This is a genomic window from Aeromonas popoffii (genome assembly GCF_037818705.1).
Classification (GTDB): Bacteria; Pseudomonadota; Gammaproteobacteria; order Enterobacterales; family Aeromonadaceae; genus Aeromonas; species Aeromonas popoffii.
The window spans coordinates 1,442,238-1,460,652 of the sequence record NZ_CP149129.1 but is presented as its reverse complement, the minus strand read 5'-3'; the positions used below and the strand labels follow the sequence as shown (position 1 = coordinate 1,460,652).

18 protein-coding genes and 1 pseudogene are annotated in these 18,415 nt (G+C 59.0%); 6 read left to right on the top strand and 13 right to left on the bottom strand.

The genetic code is table 11. The features are described 5' to 3' along the window. Nucleotides 1–15 precede the first annotated feature (15 nt). Entirely contained in the window at nucleotides 16–858 is an 843-nt protein-coding gene (locus tag WJM78_RS06970) for a LysR family transcriptional regulator (RefSeq protein ID WP_339014680.1), read from the bottom strand. 176 nt (nucleotides 859–1,034) lie between these two features. Between WJM78_RS06970 and WJM78_RS06965 the strand changes: the two genes are divergently transcribed. After that, the gene (locus tag WJM78_RS06965) at nucleotides 1,035–2,276 is read left to right on the top strand and encodes a cyanate transporter (RefSeq protein WP_339014677.1); all 1,242 of its coding nucleotides are present in this window, start codon (nucleotides 1,035–1,037) and stop codon (nucleotides 2,274–2,276) included. A 68-nt stretch (nucleotides 2,277–2,344) separates the two neighbouring features. Here the strand turns inward: WJM78_RS06965 and rluF are convergent, their stop codons facing one another. Both rluF and WJM78_RS06955 read right to left on the bottom strand, forming a co-directional pair. Beyond that, complete coding sequence (gene rluF, locus WJM78_RS06960; RefSeq protein ID WP_339014674.1) at nucleotides 2,345–3,379, bottom strand: 23S rRNA pseudouridine(2604) synthase RluF; 1,035 nt, start codon at nucleotides 3,377–3,379, stop codon at nucleotides 2,345–2,347. Continuing rightward, nucleotides 3,369–3,491, bottom strand: coding sequence for a hypothetical protein (locus WJM78_RS06955; RefSeq protein ID WP_258224700.1), 123 nt, complete (start codon nucleotides 3,489–3,491; stop codon nucleotides 3,369–3,371). The genes rluF and WJM78_RS06955 overlap by 11 nt, the downstream gene beginning before the upstream one ends. Nucleotides 3,492–4,048: 557 nt before the next feature. On the opposite strand from WJM78_RS06955, the gene gdhA reads away from it, so the two are divergent. Beyond that, on the top strand, nucleotides 4,049–5,395 hold the full coding sequence (gdhA, locus tag WJM78_RS06950; RefSeq protein ID WP_275930045.1) for an NADP-specific glutamate dehydrogenase: 1,347 nt from the start codon (nucleotides 4,049–4,051) through the stop codon (nucleotides 5,393–5,395). A gap of 208 nt (nucleotides 5,396–5,603) precedes the next feature. Beyond that, on the top strand, nucleotides 5,604–7,193 hold the full coding sequence (locus WJM78_RS06945) for an alpha/beta hydrolase (RefSeq protein ID WP_042034571.1): 1,590 nt from the start codon (nucleotides 5,604–5,606) through the stop codon (nucleotides 7,191–7,193). Nucleotides 7,194–7,333: 140 nt separating this feature from the next. Here WJM78_RS06945 and WJM78_RS06940 read toward each other — a convergent pair whose 3' ends face one another. Together WJM78_RS06940 and WJM78_RS06935 are read right to left on the bottom strand one after the other, a co-directional pair. Next, a complete protein-coding gene (locus WJM78_RS06940) occupies nucleotides 7,334–7,702 on the bottom strand; it encodes a VOC family protein (RefSeq protein ID WP_339014668.1) in 369 nt (122 codons plus the stop codon). Between the two features lie 203 nt (nucleotides 7,703–7,905). Next, entirely contained in the window at nucleotides 7,906–8,169 is a 264-nt protein-coding gene (locus WJM78_RS06935) for a hypothetical protein (RefSeq protein WP_042056561.1), read from the bottom strand. Between the two features lie 216 nt (nucleotides 8,170–8,385). Here WJM78_RS06935 and WJM78_RS06930 point away from each other — a divergent pair, with 216 nt between their 5' ends. Beyond that, the gene (locus WJM78_RS06930) at nucleotides 8,386–11,529 is read left to right on the top strand and encodes a DUF3427 domain-containing protein (protein ID WP_339015783.1); all 3,144 of its coding nucleotides are present in this window, start codon (nucleotides 8,386–8,388) and stop codon (nucleotides 11,527–11,529) included. Between the two features lie 113 nt (nucleotides 11,530–11,642). Here WJM78_RS06930 and WJM78_RS06925 read toward each other — a convergent pair. From WJM78_RS06925 to WJM78_RS06900, 6 genes and pseudogenes are all read right to left on the bottom strand, one after another. After that, nucleotides 11,643–11,861, bottom strand: a pseudogene (locus tag WJM78_RS06925) (IS5/IS1182 family transposase); the annotation flags it as partial. A gap of 169 nt (nucleotides 11,862–12,030) precedes the next feature. Further along, complete coding sequence (locus tag WJM78_RS06920; protein ID WP_339014664.1) at nucleotides 12,031–12,474, bottom strand: hypothetical protein; 444 nt, start codon at nucleotides 12,472–12,474, stop codon at nucleotides 12,031–12,033. Nucleotides 12,475–12,567: 93 nt separating this feature from the next. Continuing rightward, nucleotides 12,568–13,152, bottom strand: a complete 585-nt coding sequence (locus tag WJM78_RS06915) for a histidine phosphatase family protein (protein WP_339014662.1) — start codon at nucleotides 13,150–13,152, stop codon at nucleotides 12,568–12,570. A gap of 153 nt (nucleotides 13,153–13,305) precedes the next feature. Then, the gene (locus WJM78_RS06910) at nucleotides 13,306–13,959 is read right to left on the bottom strand and encodes a helix-turn-helix transcriptional regulator (RefSeq protein ID WP_042034655.1); all 654 of its coding nucleotides are present in this window, start codon (nucleotides 13,957–13,959) and stop codon (nucleotides 13,306–13,308) included. Nucleotides 13,960–14,014: 55 nt separating this feature from the next. Further along, entirely contained in the window at nucleotides 14,015–15,304 is a 1,290-nt protein-coding gene (locus tag WJM78_RS06905) for a serine dehydratase subunit alpha family protein (protein ID WP_339014660.1), read from the bottom strand. A 22-nt stretch (nucleotides 15,305–15,326) separates the two neighbouring features. Beyond that, the gene (locus WJM78_RS06900; RefSeq protein WP_042034579.1) at nucleotides 15,327–15,710 is read right to left on the bottom strand and encodes a RidA family protein; all 384 of its coding nucleotides are present in this window, start codon (nucleotides 15,708–15,710) and stop codon (nucleotides 15,327–15,329) included. Between the two features lie 249 nt (nucleotides 15,711–15,959). Between WJM78_RS06900 and WJM78_RS06895 the strand changes: the two genes are divergently transcribed. Then, nucleotides 15,960–17,255, top strand: a complete 1,296-nt coding sequence (locus WJM78_RS06895) for an amino acid permease (protein WP_042034580.1) — start codon at nucleotides 15,960–15,962, stop codon at nucleotides 17,253–17,255. A gap of 76 nt (nucleotides 17,256–17,331) precedes the next feature. Here WJM78_RS06895 and WJM78_RS06890 read toward each other — a convergent pair whose 3' ends face one another. Further along, the gene (locus WJM78_RS06890; RefSeq protein ID WP_339014657.1) at nucleotides 17,332–17,562 is read right to left on the bottom strand and encodes a hypothetical protein; all 231 of its coding nucleotides are present in this window, start codon (nucleotides 17,560–17,562) and stop codon (nucleotides 17,332–17,334) included. A 163-nt stretch (nucleotides 17,563–17,725) separates the two neighbouring features. Between WJM78_RS06890 and WJM78_RS06885 the strand changes: the two genes are divergently transcribed. Then, entirely contained in the window at nucleotides 17,726–18,016 is a 291-nt protein-coding gene (locus WJM78_RS06885; RefSeq protein ID WP_042034582.1) for a hypothetical protein, read from the top strand. Between the two features lie 61 nt (nucleotides 18,017–18,077). Here WJM78_RS06885 and WJM78_RS06880 read toward each other — a convergent pair whose 3' ends face one another. Then, a complete protein-coding gene (locus WJM78_RS06880) occupies nucleotides 18,078–18,266 on the bottom strand; it encodes a hypothetical protein (protein WP_339014655.1) in 189 nt (62 codons plus the stop codon). Nucleotides 18,267–18,415: the final 149 nt, after the last annotated feature.

The following is an 18,415-nucleotide window of genomic DNA, read 5'->3' as shown; positions in this document are numbered from 1 at the left end:
ACGCACTCATTCACTTTACTGCGGCCCCATCACCTCGTCACAAAGGGCGATCAGGGCTGCGCTCAAGCGGGTCAGTGGCTCGCCCCCACTCGCCCCGGCATGCAGCGCCAGCTCTACCGGATTGATCTTGGGCCAGTGCGACAGGGTCACCTGATCCGGTTGCAACAGCCGTTTGGGCAGCAAACTCACCCCGATCCCCGCACTCACGGCCCCCTGCAAACTGGCGAGACTGGCGCTGACATAGGCGATGCGCCAACGCCGCCCCTGTCCATCGAGCGCCTCGGTGATCTGCCGCCGATAGAGGCCTTCGCTCGGGAACACCACCAGCGGCAAAGGGTCACGCTCGCTGGCGGGCCAGTCGCGACTGTCGACCCAGGCCAGGGGTTCACGCCAGCTGGCAAGGGGGGTGCCTTGCCCACGCGCCTGCTTGACCAGCGCCAAGTCCAGCTCACCGGCCTCGAAGTGCTGCCAGATCTCGTGGCTCAGGCCGCTGTGCACCTCCAGCCGCACCTCGGGATAGTCGCGGGCAAAGGCCGCCAGCACCGGGGCCATGGCACCGGCGGCAAAGTCTTCCGGTACTCCCAGACTCAGTTGCAGGCTCCCTTCGGTCACCTGTTCCTCGGCCTGTGCCAGCAGCGCCAGAATGCGGCGGGCCAGCCCCAACAATTTTTCGCCCTCCGCCGTCGCCACCACCTGGCGGCCAGCGCGATCCAGCAGCGGGCAGCCGAGCTGCTGCTCAAGGCGGCGTATCTGCTGGCTGATGGTGGATTGGGTCAGGTGCACCCGCTCACCGGCGCGGGTGAAGCTGCCGGTGTCGATAATGGCGACAAAACTGCGCAGTAACAGGGGATCCAGCATGGGGCACTCCATTTACAAAACCACTGAATGTCATTCTATCATTTAATTTCCAAATGACTTTCAACCCCGCTAGGCTGGCGTTTTTGCCCCCTTTGACGGTGTTCTGCCATGTTCAGCCCCGATGCTTCTGCTTCCCGAATGCTCCCCGTTTCCCTCTGCGCCGAGGGCGATGCCTGATGAATCAACGAAATACGGATCAACACCCAGGCCACACCGCCCTGCTGGTGCTGGTGATCCTGATTGGCCTCAACCTGCGCCCCTTCCTCACCGCCATCGGCCCCTTGAGCCGCGACATTGCCGACGCGCTGGCGCTGGGCATGGATACCCTGGCCTGGCTCACCCTGCTGCCGCTCTGGCTGATCGGAATTGGTGTGCTGCTCACCCCGAGCCTGCGTCGGCGCGCCAGCCCGCGCCAACTGCTGGGAACCGCCCTCTTGCTGCTGGGGATGGGCAACGCCATGCGCTTTGATGCCCAGAGCGGCGCCCTGCTGATCGCCAGCGCGGCGCTCTGCGGCCTGGGCTCGGCACTGGTGCAAGGCGTGCTGCCCGGCCTTATCAAGCAGACCTTCACCCACAAGGTACCGCTGGTGATGGGGATCTTCTCCGCCTGCATGATGGGGGGCGGGGCGCTGGGGGCCAGTCTCACCCCGCAACTGGCGGCCAGCCTCGACTGGTCACGGGCACTGGCGCTGTGGAGCCTGCCGGTGCTGCTGGCCATGGTCTGGCTTATCTGGCGGGTACGCCTGCCAAGCGCCGCTGCGGTCGCGATTCCCCACGGCGAGCAGCGCCTGATTGCCCTGCCCCGCAGCTGGCTGCTGATCGGCTGCTTTGGCATCATCAACAGCGGTTACGGCATCGTCGTCGCCTGGCTGGCCCCCGCCTACATGGCGCAAGGGTGGAGCCCAGCACAGGCGGGCGAGCTGGTGGCCTGGCTGGCACTGGCGCAGACCGCCAGCGGCCTCGGCCTGCCGCTGCTGGCCGCCCGCAACACAGACCGGCGCCCCTGGATGGGGTTGGCGATTGTCATGCAGCTAGCCGGTTTTGGCGGCCTCTGGCTCGCCCCTGCCAGCGCCCCCATCCTCTGGTGCATGCTGTGTGGCGCAGGGCTTGGCGGCAGTTTTTCGCTGATCATGGTGATTGCGCTGGATCACCTGCCCGACCCGCGCCGCGCCGGCACCTTGAGTGCCCTGATGCAGGGGTTCGGCTTTATGCTGGCGGCGACCGGCCCCTGGGTGGCCGCCCGCCTCTATCACCTGAGTGGCGACTTCGCGGCCGCCTGGCAGTGGCAGCTGGGGGGATTGGCGCTGATGAGCCTGCTGGTGCTGCGCCTGGATCCGCGCGGCTATGCCAAGGTGATGAGGTTGCCCGCGCCTGCGGTCATGGGTAGCAGTACGGCCCAACGCAACACACCGGCCTGAGGCCGGTGTGTTGGGGATAACCGTGTTGGGGATAACAAGAAGAGGCTGACGCCGCTCAGGGTGGCACCTTAGCGCCCCTTCTTCTGCCGGCCAGATTGAGCGGTGCGCGGCTTGCCTGCGGCCGGTTTGCTGCCCTTGTTGGGGGCGCCTTTACCCGCACTGCCTTTGCCTGCGCCGCCTTTGTTGGCAGCCCCTTTCCACGCGCCGACCTTGCCAACCGGGATCTTCTTCTCGAAGGCCTCCGGGCCCGGCACGTTGGGGCGACCACCTATCTCGTGGTCATCATCCCGGCGCGGCTTCTTGCCCTGCGCCGCTTTGCCGCTTTGCGTGGCCGGGGCCTTGGCGACCTTGGGCTTGTCGCCTTTGGCCGGTTTCACCTCGGAGGAGGAGTCCTCAATCAGCTTGAACAACTCGATCAGCTCGTCGTCAGTGAGATCGCGCCACTCGCCCACCGGCAACCCCTTGAGGCTGACGTTCATGATGCGGATGCGCTCAAGCTTGGTCACTTCAAAACCGAAGTGCTCGCACATGCGGCGGATCTGGCGGTTAAGCCCCTGCACTAGCGTGATGCGAAACACGAACGGCGCCTCTCTCTTCACCTTGCACTTCTTGGTGACGGCCCCGAGGATCGGCACCCCGGCCCCCATCCCCTTGATAAACTCGTCGGTCACCGGCTTGTCGACGGTCACCAGGTACTCTTTCTCGTGATCGTTGCCCGCCCGCAGTATCTTGTTGACCAGATCGCCGTGGTTGGTCAGGAAGATGAGACCCTGCGAATCCTTGTCGAGCCGCCCGATGGGGAAGATACGGGTACTGTGGTTGACGAAGTCGACGATGTTGTCCTTCTCGCCCGCCTCCGTGGTGGAGACGATGCCCACCGGCTTGTTGAGCACGATAAAGACCAGGCTGTCGGCTTCCCGCGCCTCGATCACCTGACCGTTCACCTTGACCAGATCCCCGGCAAACACCTGATCGCCGATCCCGGCCCGCTTGCCATTGATAAAGACCTGGCCCTGCTCGATGAAGCGGTCGGCTTCACGGCGCGAGCAGATGCCGCTCTCGCTGATGTATTTGTTCAGGCGCATGGATTCATCAGCCAGCATGGGTCACCTGCCACAGGCTGATAGCCCCATCCAGTTGTGCGGTTGCGGGTTCCGGCCAAGCCGGGGAGGCTGTCTGCTGCATCAGCCGATTCACTACGTCAAAGTTCTGCATACCATTCCATCTTCAAAAAGGCCAAGGCCAGCTTAACCATCAAAAAACGCCGCTACAGTAGCATATTGCCCCGTCCAGCACGCCGGATACTTGCCATTCACGGCGACGCGCCGCACCAAAATGTGCGGGGCGTCATGCCATGATGAGAGCGCACCGCTGGCGCATTGCTCAGCCCCTCACACGGCAAGGGCAGGATGGGGCGAAGAGAAAGGTAAAAATGACGACCCGAGCGAGACAGAAGATCCCCACGCTTTCACCCTGAAAACATTCACGCCATATGCAATCGGCTTGCGCCTGCGCCACACAGCACCAATAACCACTTGCTATTTATTAACTTAAAATGCATAAAAAGATTTTCGTTGTCGCACATTATCTTACTGCAGCCATTCCGGTTTTCTGTGACTTTCGGCGGCCAACACAACAATCGTTGGCAAACCAGACACAAACCCACGTTTTTGTCCGTATTCATCCCCAACACAAATCATAAATTTGGATGCACGGCATGGGTTTTTTCTCTGGCAAGAGGCCCATTTCATCATTCACTACAGGAGTTACAGATGAGTCATTCCCTATCCCAGACGGATTTTCTGGCCCAGGTGGCCAGCCGCAATCCCCACCAGCCCGAGTTCATTCAGGCGGTGAGCGAGGTGGTCGCCTCCATCTGGCCCTATGTGGCACGCCACCCCCGTTATTTGCAGCATGGTCTGCTGGAGCGGCTGGTGGAGCCGGAGCGGCTGATCCAGTTTCGGGTCAGCTGGGTCGACGACAAGGGTCAGGTACAGGTCAATCGCGGCTACCGTATCCAGCACAACTCGGCCATTGGCCCCTTCAAGGGCGGCATGCGCTTTCACCCCTCGGTGGATCTCTCGGTACTGAAATTTCTCGCCTTCGAGCAGACCTTCAAGAACGCCCTCACCACCCTGCCCATGGGTGGCGGCAAGGGCGGCAGCGATTTTGACCCCAAGGGCAAGAGCGAGGGGGAGGTGATGCGCTTCTGTCAGGCGCTGATGCTGGAGCTCTATCGCCATCTGGGGGCCAACACCGACGTGCCTGCCGGCGACATCGGGGTGGGTGGGCGTGAGGTGAGCTACATGGCGGGCATGATGAAGAAGCTCACCAACAGCGCCGAGTGCGTCTTCACCGGCAAGGGGCTCTCCTTTGGTGGCAGCCTCATCCGCCCCGAGGCCACCGGCTACGGCCTGCTCTATTTCGTTGAAGCCATGCTGGCCCATCGCGATCAGTCGCTGGCGGGCATGACGGTGTCTGTGTCGGGCTCCGGCAACGTGGCCCAATACGCTATCGAGAAGGCGATGGCACTGGGTGCCCGCGTGATCACCGCCTCCGACTCCGGTGGCACCGTCCATGATCCGGATGGTTTCACCCCCGAGAAGCTGGCCAGACTGATGGAGATCAAGAACGAACAGCGCCAGCGGGTTGCCGATTATGCCAACGAACTGGGGCTGGAGTTTTTGAGCGGCCGCACGCCCTGGCACCTGCCCACCCAAATCGCCCTGCCCTGCGCCACCCAGAACGAATTGGGGGAAGAGGACGCCAGACAACTGGTGGCCAGCGGCCTGCAGCTGGTGGCCGAGGGCGCCAACATGCCAAGCAGCGCCGCTGCCATCAAGGTATTCCACGAGGCGAAAGTGCTGTTTGCCCCCGGCAAGGCAGCCAATGCGGGGGGCGTAGCCACCTCGGGGCTGGAGATGAGCCAGAATGCCCAGCGCCTCCCCTGGAGCCGGGAAGAGGTGGACGCTCGTCTGAGGGAGATCATGACCAGCATACACGCCACCTGTGTCCGATTCGGACAAGATGGCGAGGGCCATGTGAACTACGAGAGTGGCGCCAACATCGCCGGCTTCGTCAAGGTGGCCGATGCCATGCTGGCGCAGGGGGTCTGCTAGCCCAGTTCGGCGACCAGGCTCCACACACCACGCGGCAGCCCGGGACTGCCGCGTTTTTCATGGCCTTGTCACCGCTCGCTTCATCTGTACTTATCACCTTGTTTCTATTAGAATTTAGACAATATCCAAGCATTAAAATCGCTACACTCATCCCGGCAGCCCAGCCCAACCGGTGCCGCCCCCCTCTTTCCTCGCCAAGGACAGTTCTATGCTGGCTCGTACCCGTCGTCTCATTCGACGCTCTCTTCTGACCCTCTTGCTCATATTGCTGGCCGCTTGGGCGCTGATCGCCTACTTCGCCTGGCAGGCTGCGCCGCTGCAGCTGTGGCATACCTTTATTCCCCCCGAGCTCAGTGCCGACGAACTGGATAACAGCGACTGGCAAGCCTATCTGACCCGCGAGCAGCAGTTGATCGATCTGGTGGAACAGGAGGTGGTCGCCAAGACGCCACCGGAGCAACAGCTGGCGGGCAATCGCTACTTTCAGAACGCCCCCATCAATCCCGCCCATTTTCGCGATAACTGGAACCGATCCTACCTGCTGCGCCCGGATGGCGAGGTGAAGGGGGTGGCCGTGTTCCTGCACGGCCTGACCGACTCCCCTTATAGTCTTCGCCACGTGGCCCAGCGTTATCGCGAGCAGGGCTTCATCGCCCTGGGCCTCCGTATTCCGGGCCACGGCACCGTGCCCGCCGGGTTGGTCAACATCGAGTGGGAAACCTGGCTGGCGGCGACCCGACTGGCCGTGCGCGAGGCCAGAGTGCTGGCCCCGGGCAAGTTGCCGCTGCATCTGGTGGGCTTTTCCAACGGCGGCGCGCTGGCGGTGAAATACGCGCTGGATGCGCTGGAAGACAAGACAGGCACATTGACAAGGCCGGATCAGCTGGTGCTCATCTCCCCCATGATTGGGGTGACCCGCTTTGCCCGCTTCGCCGGCCTGAAGGCGGTGCCCGCCCTGTTGCCCGCCTTTGCCAACGCGGCCTGGCTCGGCATCATGCCGGAGTTTAATCCGTTCAAATACAACTCCTTCCCGGTCAACGGGGCACGCCAATCCTTCCGGCTGACCCACGCCATCCAGCAGCAGGTGCGCCAGCTGGCAGCCAGTGGCGAGCTGGCGGCATTTCCCCCGGCCCTCACCTTCCAGTCTGTCATCGACTACACCGTCAGCACCCGCTCCATCATCGCCGATCTCTACCACTTCCTGCCGGCCAACGGCAGCGAACTGGTGCTGTTCGACATTAATCGCGGCTCTGTCTTCGGCCCCCTGATGAGCAGCGCCTCCGAGCTGGCCCTGAGTCACCTGCTGCCGAGTCAGCCCCAGCGCTACACGCTGACAGTGGTGGGCAACAAGGCGACGTCCCGTATACAGACGCAGGCCAGCACCCTGGCGGCGGGCGGCGGGTCACAGCAGATCCAGCCCCTTGGCATCGACTATCCCAAGGATATCTTCTCCCTCTCCCACGTGGCCCTGCCCTTCCCCATGGACGATCCCCTCTACGGCATGGCGCCACGCCCCGAGCAGATGAACCAGTACGGCATCAATCTGGGCGGCCTGGCCCTGCGCGGGGAACTCGGGGTGCTGATCGTCAATCCAGGCTCCCTCACCCGCACCTCTTCCAACCCTTTCTATCCCTACCTGCAAGAGAGGGTGATGGAGACGCTGACGGCGCCGGCCCAGCCCCCGTCTGCAGCAGTGGGGCTGGCGGCACCGGTCGGCAACGATCGCAGCGATGCCGACTATCGGGCCGACATAGACGCGTTTTTGGATGAAGCGGACGCACCGGACTGGCCCTTTTAGGGCGGTCAGCAGGACCTAACGCGCGAACCGTCACCGGAGGGGGTCGTCCCCCCTCCGGTGACGACTGCTGACGATAGGGTCTGAGGGACGCAAACGGTGGAACGACCCCATCATCTCCCGGCAGGGCTCAGGTCACGCCATCAGGGATAGCGGCTGATCTCGATAAGATGCTGATCCGGATCCAGACAGTAGACGGATTCGATGGGCCCGCAGGCGCCGCGCTTGGTGACGGGCCCTTCCACTATCTCGACCCCGTGACAGTGAAGCTGGGTGATGACCTGTTCCAGCGGCCAGCGGGTGATAAGGCAAAGATCCCCCGCCCCCACCTGCGCCCGGTTACGCGGCTCCTGCCCCGGCAGTTGCAGATTGATCTTCTGGTTGCCAAAGCGCAGCGCCCGGCGCCCCTTGCCAAAGGTGATGGCCTCCATATTGAGCACAGCGCTGTAAAACGCCACGGCCCGCTCTATGTCGCTGACCGTCAATACCAGATGGTCGATATGGCTGATCATGGTTCCTCTTGGTGGTGATCTGGCTGATGTGACCGGCATATGCCCGCAAGCATCCGACTGTCGCCGCCACTGCGGGCAACCCCATCATACCCGGCAAGGGGGAGCCCATGTGTGCCGTGGCGCGCAAAGAGAGTGCAAATGATGATGTAATTTTTAAGGGGTGTTCAGTTGGGCGTTGCAATAGCTGCTGTTGTCGCGTTCGGCTAACTCTTCACTGGCATTAATGCTTCTGGAGTCATCACAATGAGCGGGATGGCCAGCGCCTGACTCAACCGCTCCGCCAGTTCGTAGGCAGGGCCGATGGTGTCGTAGTCTGCCACACAGGTTGCCAAGGCACAGCCGTTGCTCTCTTCGACTCGCAGGTAAACGCTGTAGCCTTGAACGGTCAGACCGCTGTCACGCACCACCTGTATCTCACCTTCCTGATTGATGGCCTCCAGTTCAACCGCTACCGGTTTCTTGAACATCTTTACTCCTCAGTCACTGCAGATAGTGGCAGTAAAAAAGCCCCGCAGGGGGTAAGCAAAAAATTATGCTGCCACATCTTGAATCTGTGAGCCACGTAAAAAAATTAATAATACGGGCTCCATAGCCAAACATGCCACCGATAATAACATGCTGATTTAGATGAAAAAATGATATTATCTCTTTCTTCTATAGACAATATTCGAGGCTCGTGCGTGATGCAGCAATGCGGAATTTATGAACAACTCATGACTCAACTGCTGACATCTCGACTCGACCGCGAGCGCTTTTACGTAGGGGAACGCCAGCTTGAACCTGCCGAAGCGGCAGTCTGGTTATCACGATTTCTGAGTCGTGTTTTGGAATATGCGGTGGGTTCGGTCACTGGAGAGGATCAGCTGCAACGGCAAATTGAACTGGCTAACCAGTTATTGCTTTGGCTAAAAGATCGCACGCAAGACCCAGACTTTATTGGCGAGAACCTCATCGATAGTCAGGGGAAAATCCTGACGGCGCTCTACCAGTTGGATAACCCCATCTCAGCCAATTTAAAGCAATATGCCGAAGATATTTTCCCTCTGACCGGTCTAACGCAAAGTGAGCTGTTCTGCGGTAGCAATGCTGGATTATCGATGGAGTCAGAGATTAAACGGGAAATATTATCGGCAGATAGCATCTGCTGGTTGGTCTCATTTATCAAATGGGCAGGTATCCGGATTTTCCGTCATGAGCTGGAGGAGTTCACCCGCAGCGGCCGCCAATTAAAAGTGATTACCACCTCTTACATGGGGGCAACCGACGCCAAGGCGGTCGAATTTTTAGCCAGCCTGCCCAACACCGAAGTCAAACTCAGCTATAACACCCAGCGCGAGCGGTTGCATGCCAAAAGTTATCTCTTTTGCCGAAATACGGGCTTTCATACCGGCTATATAGGTTCATCCAACCTTTCTCATTCTGCCCTCACCAGTGGCTTGGAGTGGAACCTAAAAATCACCTCGCAAGAGATCCCTCATATTATCGAGAAATCCCTGAGTACCTTTGAAACCTATTGGGAATCCGATGATTTTGAGCTGTTTGATGGCAAGCTCGAAAGCCGTACAAAATTACAGCATGCGCTGCAAGAGGCCCGTGGGGATGGTGACAAAAATAGTCCTGCCTATTTCTTTGATATCACGCCGTTTCCCCATCAACAGGAGATCCTTGAGCAATTGGCAATGGAGCGCGCTTTACATCAGCGCTTTCGTAACTTGGTGGTAGCGGCCACCGGGACGGGCAAGACCCTGATCTCCGCCTTTGATTTTGCCCGTTTTCTGAAAACCAAACCCGACGCCAAGTTCCTGTTTGTCGCCCATAAAGAGGAGATCTTGCGCCAAGCATTGGCCTCTTACCGCGGAGTGCTTAAGCAATCCAATTTTGGCGAACTTTTGGTCGGTGGCGCCCTGCCAACCCACTACCATCAACTGTTTGCCTCGGTGCAATCCTTGAATAACCAACTGGCTACGTTGCGCCTTAGCCCTAACTATTTCGATTACATCGTCATTGATGAGGTTCATCATATTGCGGCGGCCAGTTATCGTGGTTTGCTCGCCGCCTTTGAACCTCACATTCTGTTGGGATTGACCGCAACGCCAGAGCGCCATGATGGCGGTGATATTCTCGCTGACTTTTGTGGTGTCATCGCAGCAGAAATCCGCTTGCCCGAGGCCATCAATCGTCGCCATCTTTGTCCATTCCAATATTTTGGCATCGATGATGATACCGACTTGCGCCAAGTCGCTTGGAAAAATGGCCGCTATGACATTAGTGAACTCACCAATATCTACACCCACAATCAGCAGCGGGTGCAGAAAATAGTCCAGAGCCTGTATGAGATCGTCACCGATATTACCAAGATAAAAGCGCTGGCATTTTGTGTGAGCCGTGAACATGCAGACTTTATGTGCAAAGCATTTTTACTGAAAGGTATTAAGGCTGGCATCCTCACCAGCGATAACAGAGACGAGCGGCATAGTAAACAACAGGATTTGCGTACCGGGGTTATCAATATTCTCTGTGTAGTGGACATCTTCAACGAAGGGGTCGATATCCCAGAAGTCGATACCTTGCTGTTTTTACGACCAACGGAAAGCCTCACCATCTTCTTGCAGCAATTAGGGCGGGGCCTGCGGCTGGCGAGCGATAAAGAGTGCTGCACCGTGTTGGATTTTGTTGGCAATGCTCGTGCGGAGTATGACTTTGCCCAGAAATTCCGGGCACTGGTGGGTAAAACCAATAAAGCGATCAGCCACGAAATCAAACAGGGCTTCCCTCATGCCCCCTTGGGCTGCCGTATCGAGTTATCAAAACAGACCCAAGAGTTAATTCTGAGCAATATCAAGAAGGCGACCCTCAATACCTCGCGACTCATGGGCCTGATCCGCCGTTTCTCGCAGGACTGTAATTTACCGCTGACGCTGGCGAACTTTTTGAAGTTTTACCCTCACATCAGCCTTGAAGAGATCTACAAGCGCGGTAACTGGAGCTCCTTGGTCAAACAGGCCCACAACCATACCATTTCTGAAATGAGCGATGAGAAGTTATCAACCCTCTACACTCGGGCCATCAAAACCCGACTATTGGGCTGCGATGCGCTCCATTACTTGAAATTCTTACAAACCTTGGTCGCAGACGCCTTTACCTTAACGGGTGAGCACGATGAGCGGATGGCCTTGATGTGCCATTACGACTTCTGGCAACAGAGCGGCCCCAACGCAGGCTTTAGCTCCTTGGCGCACAGCCTGAAACAACTCAATCAACCAGCGTTAAGGGCCGAGCTGGCAGATCTGCTGCCCATGCTGATCAACCGGGTGCAGCACGAGCAACGAGCCATGTCAGACCTTCCCGGTAATCCGCTGCAACTGCATGCCCGATATGCCAGAGAGCAGGTGCTGGTTGGCTTTGGCGCGACCACCTTCGCGCAACAACCGACTGCTCGCGAAGGGGTGTATGTCATCGCAGAGCAAAATATCGAGTTGCTGTTCGTGACCCTGAACAAAACGGAGCAGCACTTCTCCCCGACCACCCGTTATCACGACTACGCCATCAACGAGTCACTGTTCCATTGGCAAAGCCAAAACAGCGCTCGCCCCGAGCGGGGTAAGGGGCTGAGTTACATTCAACACAGAACAGAAGGTAAGCGCTTGTTTTTGTTCGTCCGTGAGCAGAGCAAAGATGAATTTGGCCGCACCCTTGGCTTTGTGAACTTTGGTGAGGTGGAGTACATCTCCCACAGCGGCAGCCAGCCAATGAACATTAAATGGCGCCTCACCACTCCGATGCCACCTTTCATGTGGAAAGAAGCAGCAAAGCTGGCGGTTGGCTAACTCCGGTTAGATAAAACACCTCGCCTATCTGCGAGCTGTTTTCATTAATGTCGGCACGGTATTGCTACCTAAATCAGTCAGCAGGCCATGACTTCCAAAGCCCCAAGTGACCGCTACACTCGGGGCTGTCCTAGAGGCTGACCACGGGTGTTCTGTGTGTTTATCGCGCTCACATACGCTATCACTTCTCCTACTTGACCGTGGTATCTTCGCAGAGTGATTTTGCCCGCCAGCAACGGCTTGAATCGATACATTGCCGCCTTCGCTAGTGAACGACTGTGATACCTCGAGACCTTCTTCCTGTGCGTCAGCCCTTCCTTTCGCATCACCAGAAATCTGGGATATAAGATGCCTCATCTTGCCGCGATAAGGTGTTCTGATGTGTTGAACTGCGGCAAAGACGGGTTTCCGTATGTGTAGCCCGCCGCCAAAAATGGACAAGACCACCGGGGAACATGGAGCAATCATTAAAGCGGCAAACTATTGCCGCTCATGGCATCTTTATTCAGGGGCCTTGCCAGAAGAAGGATTGGATTGTTGCTCTTCATCGTCACCGGTCTGACGTCGCTCAATTGCTTCCTTGATCAGCGCCTCTTTCTGCAGGTCGAGATCCGCCAGCAACTTCTGGCGTTCTTTGTCGGATAGATCGGTATTCGCCTCAACCTCTTTCTTCTGCTGCTCGAGCTCCTCGATCTTCTCTTTGCTGAGTCCAATTCGTTGCGCAGACAAGTGTTCCAACGCGATCTGGGTCAGGCTGCGTTCCGGCACCTTCCTGACCAGACCAGAGCGATCGTAAGTGGGAGAGGCATCACCATGACTGCCGTTCAGGGTGACCTTATCCTCAGCAAGCTTGATGCTTTTTTGTTGTTCACCAAATTGGGCCGTACTTTGCCCAGCAACCTGCGATGGTTGCACCAATTGATATTGAGCCGCGCCGATGATCATAATGCCCTCTCTGCGTTGTATCTCTCGACATACGGCAATACTCAGCAATATTCACGCCATTTTTCCACCATCGCCCATGGCATGGTGGCAACCTCAGGGCAACTGGCAGGCAATACGGGTGATATGACCGTCCTGCAGCTGGTAGAAGGCATCTTGCGGCAGCTCCTGCAGCCAGGTGGTGGTGTAGTCGAGGTCGGCATAGGCGCCGCGCAGCATGGCACCGAACAGCCCGTGGGAGACCACGATGGCGCGCTCGGCAATGCGCTCATCCTGCAGCCACGCCTGGGCCCGGCGCTGAATGCTCTGAAAAGTCTCGCCATCAGGGGCCTGCAGATACCAGTCTGGCTGTTCGAGGTCGAGCTCGGGGTGGGCCGCCAGCAGCTCGGGCACCCGGCGACTCTCCCACTCCCCCATGCCCAGCTCCACCAGCCGTTCGTCCCAGACGATGCGATCGCTATCGAGCCCAAGCTGCTGACACACCAGGTGCGCCGTCTGCCGGGCACGGCCGTAGAGTGTCCAGCGGGTGGCGTCATCCAGCAAGTCGCGCAGGCGAGCGCCCATGGCGGTGGCTTGCGCCTCCCCTTTGGCAGTCAGGTCCGAGTTGCAGCGCCCTTGCAGCCTCAGCTCGGCGTTATAGCGGGTCTGGCCGTGGCGCAGCAGATAGATGAGTCGAGACATGGTTTCTCCAGCACGTTCAAATAGATAGAAAAATGAAGGGGGACGATGATAGCAGATGAACACGGGGGATGACGCAAACAGGGAGGCAAAACCGGGCGTAAAAACGGGGCACTGCTGACCCGTTTGCTGCCAAAGCAGCCGGGGTGAGCCGGCTCAGCCCTTCTTGATCTCCCGCAGATAGCGGTAGATGGAGTGCACCGAGATATCGAGCTGGCGGGCGGCTATCTGGGCACTGTCTTTGAGCTCGAAGATCCCCAGATCATGCAGCTGCTTGACCATGACCCGGGTCTTCTGGGACGGGGACACGGCATCGTTGCCACGCACCTCGGCACTGACGGTGTCTATGGTGCTGTTGAGGGCCTCGTCTATGTTGCGGGCAAAGACTTCCGGCGTGGTGCTCGGCTCATGGTGCTGTATGCATTCGGGCATCATGGTACGCAACACGGATTGCAGCGGGGCGTCCATGTCGGTGTTGATGCAGAGCAGCCCGATGGCCTGCCCCTCACCATTGCGAATGACGGTGGTCAGGGAGCGCAGGGTCTTGCCGGTGGCGCACCTGGTCATGTAGGGGCTGGAGATATCCTGCCCGCTCTTGAGCTTCATCATCGCCAGATTGGTGATGGGGGCCCCGACACTGCGGCCCGTGATATGGCCGTTGGCAATCTTGATGATGGCAGGATTGCGCGCATCCAGGCTGTGCAGCAGCACCTCGGTGTGCTGGCCATACATGGCGGCGATGCCGTCCACTATGATCTCCATCGCCTTGAGGATCTCGAAGTCAGTCGGGGTCAGCTCTTGCAGTTTCATGGGGGCCTTCATGGTAACGCTGCTGCCCGTCACCGGCAGCAGCCAGGTCACGTGATCAAGCAGACATGATGTCAATAATGGTGGTGTCTGTGGCAGACATGCCGTCTTTTACCATCTGCCCGATATTTTTGATAGTTTGCTCGACATCGTGCGAGACGATCCCCTGCCCGGACACCGAGTGGCTGTTGATGGCCATCAGGAAACCGCGCACGGCCGCGCCGGAGGAGGTGCTCACCTTCATGGCGCAGGAGGCTTTCGCTCCGTCACACACCATGCCGGCGCTGTCGCTCAGCACGTTCTGGATGGCGTGGCAGGATTGCGCCAGGCTGCCGCCCGCCAGATAGACCATGGCCATGGCAGCCGCCGCGCTGGTGACGGTATTGCCACAAAACGCCGACAAGGGGGGATAGTGGGACTTGATGTAGATGGCCCCCAGGTGGCTCATGATAAGAGCGCGCGCCAACTGCTCCTCGCTGGCGCCGTAACGCTCGGCGATCACCACCACGGGAATGGTGGCGGCGATGCCCTGATTCCCGCTACCGAAGTTGCTCATGGCTGGCAGGCTGGCGCCCCCCATGCGGGCGTCGGAGGCGGCGGCGGTAAGCATCACGATGCGGTTCATCACATCCTCGCCGATGAAGCCGGCGCGGATGCTCTTTTGCATGGTGCGGCCTATCTCCAGGCCATAGGGGTGCTTCATCCCCTCGTCGGAGAGCTTGCCGTTGAGCTCGGAGGCCTGGAGGATGAAGCGGATCTGCTCAAACTCCACCTGGGTAGCGAACGCATGGATGGCAGCGATGCTGATGTCGACACCGTCACAGATGGCGCCAGTGGCACCCCGCAGGCTCTCATCGGCGACGAAGGTCACCTCGCCATCGCGGCGCTGCTCGACGATGCGGGTATGACCGCCGCACAGGGTCACGGCGGCGCTGTGCTCCTCCCCCTTCTCATCGCACCCAAACAGGGTCACACGGCAGTAGATGAACTCGGGGGCCTCGGTGCGACTGACCTGAACGCCGCCGGCATCGATCAGGCTCTGGGCACGGGCAACCTGCTCCGGGGTGATGGCGGCCAGCACCTCCAGTCCGGCATCGGCCTTGCCGCCGATGGCACCGGCTGCGGCAGCGATAGCCAGCCCTATCTTGTCGGTACCGGGCACATAGACCCCCATGGAGTTCTTGTAGAGATTATCCGACACCACGACCTCGATGCGCCGGGCTTCACAGCCCAGCTGCCGAGCCGCGACGGCGGCGGCATAAGCGGCGGCGATGGGCTCGGTACACCCCAAGGCCGGTTTGACAACCTGTTGAATAATCTGCAGATACTGCTGCCATGCTTGCTTCATTACCGGGACCTTTTTATCAGCATTAACGGGCGATATGGGCGATCGCTTCGATTTCAACCTTGACGCCCATCGGCAGATCCTTCACTGCAAAGCAGCTGCGGGCCGGGCAATCTTTCTGGAAATAGTCTTTGTAGACGGCATTGAACTGGGCAAAATCGCTGATCTCTGCCAGATAACAGGTGGTCTTGAGCACGGTATCCAGGCTGCCACCGGCCGCTTCCAGCACGGATCTCAGGTTTTCCAGCGATTGGCGGGTCTGGGCTGCGATCCCCCCCTCCACCACGCCGCCCAGCTGCTTGCACACCGGCAGCTGGCCGGAGGTAAAGATGAGATCGCCATAGGCGGTGCCATGACTGTAGGGACCGATGGCATCGGGTGCTGCGGCTGATGTTATGATGGTTTTCATATGGCCTCCACTTGCATTCAAATAATGTTGAACTCGCGAAACTTATTTCATGCAACATTATTTGCTTTTAAAACCATTCGTTCAACTATTTTATAAATTTAAAGCCGATTTTTGCGCGATAACGCCGTATTAACAGAAACTGTGAGCGCCATTCCGATTTGAACCACTGGGAGAAACCCGCCATTGTTTAGGGCTTTTTATTCAACTATATTTGCGCCAATAATCACTCACATAACAACAAGGTCAACCATGGACGCTCACAGCACGACACTCACCGGGCCCGCCACGGGCACGCTGGAATGGAAAGAAGCAGTTCGTTTTGACAGCACCGACTGGGGCTGGATCATCATGAGCATCGGCATGGCCATCGGTGCGGGGATCGTCTTTTTGCCGGTACAGGTGGGGCTAATGGGGTTGTGGGTCTTTCTGCTGTCGGCGGTGATCGGCTACCCGGCCATGTACATGTTCCAGCGCCTCTTCATCAATACCCTGGCCACCTCGCCCGAGTGCAAGGATTACCCCAGCGTGATTACGGGCTACCTCGGCAAGAACTGGGGCATGCTGCTCGGCGCCCTCTACTTCGTGATGCTGGTGATCTGGGTATTCGTCTACTCCACCGCCATCACCAATGACAGCGCCTCCTTCCTGCAGAGCTTCGGCGTGACCCGCCACCTGCTCTCCGAGAACCCCTTCTACGGTCTGGTGCTGATCTGCGGTCTGGTGGCGCTGGCGTCGCGCGGCGAGAACCTGCTGTTCAAGATCTCCACCTTCATGGTGCTGACCAAGATCAGCGTGGTGGCCTTGCTCGGCCTCATGATGGTCGACAAGTGGGATGCGGCCAACATCACCGCCATGCCGGCAGCCGGTGACTGGATGAAGGACGCCATCATCATGCTGCCCTTTACCCTCACCTCCATCCTCTTTATCCAGAGCCTGAGCCCCATGGTGATCTCCTACCGCTCGCGGGAGAAGTCGCTGGAAGTGGCCCGCTTCAAGGCGATGCGCGCCATGAACATCGCCTTCGGCATCCTGTTCGTGGTGGTCTTCTTCTACGCCATCTCCTTCACCCTGGCCATGGGCCACGAGCAGGCGGTCAAAGCCTCTGAAGAGAACATCTCGGCGTTGGCCATGGTGGCGCAAGGCATGCCGGGCCAGACCCTCAAGCTGCTCAGCCTGACTCTCAACATCTTTGCGGTGATGACCGCCTACTTCGGCGTCTACCTGGGCTTTCGTGAAGCCTGTCAGGGGCTGGCCATGAACCTGCTGCGCCGGGTGATGCCGGAAGAGCGCATCAACAAGGGAGTGGTGGGTCGCGGCATCATGCTGTTCACCGTGCTGCTCTCCTGGGGCGCCATCGTGCTCAACGCCCCCGTACTGAGCTTCACCTCCATCTGCAGCCCCATCTTCGGCATGGTGGGTTGCCTCATCCCGGCCTATCTGGTCTATCAGGTACCGGCGCTGCACAAGTACAAGGGCGCCTCCCTCTACATCATCATCGTCACCGGCCTGCTGCTCTGCGTCTCGCCCTTCCTGGCGTTCAACTGACCCGCCGCCAACCGGGCCGCGTAGCCCGCTGTTCGCCCAATAACGGGCCCCCTCTCCGGGGGCCCGTTTGTCTGACTCATGCCACCCCGGCCTGCACCGACACATCACCACTTGCCCCCTGTGTCAGCGGACGTTGTCGGCTCAGGGTCATATCCCGCCATCGCGGTGCACGACCCTGCGGGGTGCAGCGCTCAGTGCTCTGACGCCGGTTGATAGCGGGTTCGATAACCTTGCCGCCAGCCCCCTGATGAGGCTGGTTTTTTGGCGATGCGGCTCGTGCGGCGCCATGGCGTTGTCTGGCAAACAAGGCCCATGTTCCCCTTGTGCCCCCAAGTGGGACCGGGTAGGCTCGAACGACAAAAAAGACTCGAACGTTGCTTTTTTTTTGCGCCTTGATGAGATGGCCAGGGGGACAGTTCGGCGAGCAGAAGGTCACATCATTTATCACCCGTTCAGGCGAGGAATCGCGCATGGCTAGATATCAGTTTTTTACCGTCCCGGCATCCAACCGGCAGCAGTACACCTTTGTCGACATGGCCTCCCCCACTTTTCTGATTGAGAAAGAGGCGCTGCTGGCACAGGGATTCGAGGTGGAAGAGGATTTTATCGATGCTCACAGCCGGGAAGAGGCGGTGGAAAAGTACCGATCCAACTTCCTCTACGTGGCCGATGAGATTGGCAAGTCAGACAGCAGCTACGCCGCGGCGACCGCCCTGATGGAGATGGGCAAGAAACTGTTTGGCCGCAAGGCGAACGGCTGACGGAAAAAAACAGAAGGTGGCCATCGCGGCGCACTGCCCGATGGCCATGAGACAGCCCTGCTCAGAAGCGGGCCAGTTGTTGGAGCATGGCGATCAGCTCCTCCTCGCTGCTGGGCTCATGGGCCAGCTCCAGACTCGGGGCCGCGCCCCCCATCAGCATATAGACATGTGTGCTGCAGTGGTCATAGTGATACCACTTACCGTCGATACAGAGGTCGGTATAGCATCTCGGGTCCCTTTCCAGTTCCATCTTCACATCCTTTTGTTACCTGTCACCCACATCACTCCTGACCGTAAAATACCCCGCCCGCGTCAGGCTTGATGCAGATCAAGAGAAGAGGCGGAGTGAGGCCGATATCTGCAGGAACCGGGCCCCGAGCCGCGCACGACCGCCGCCAC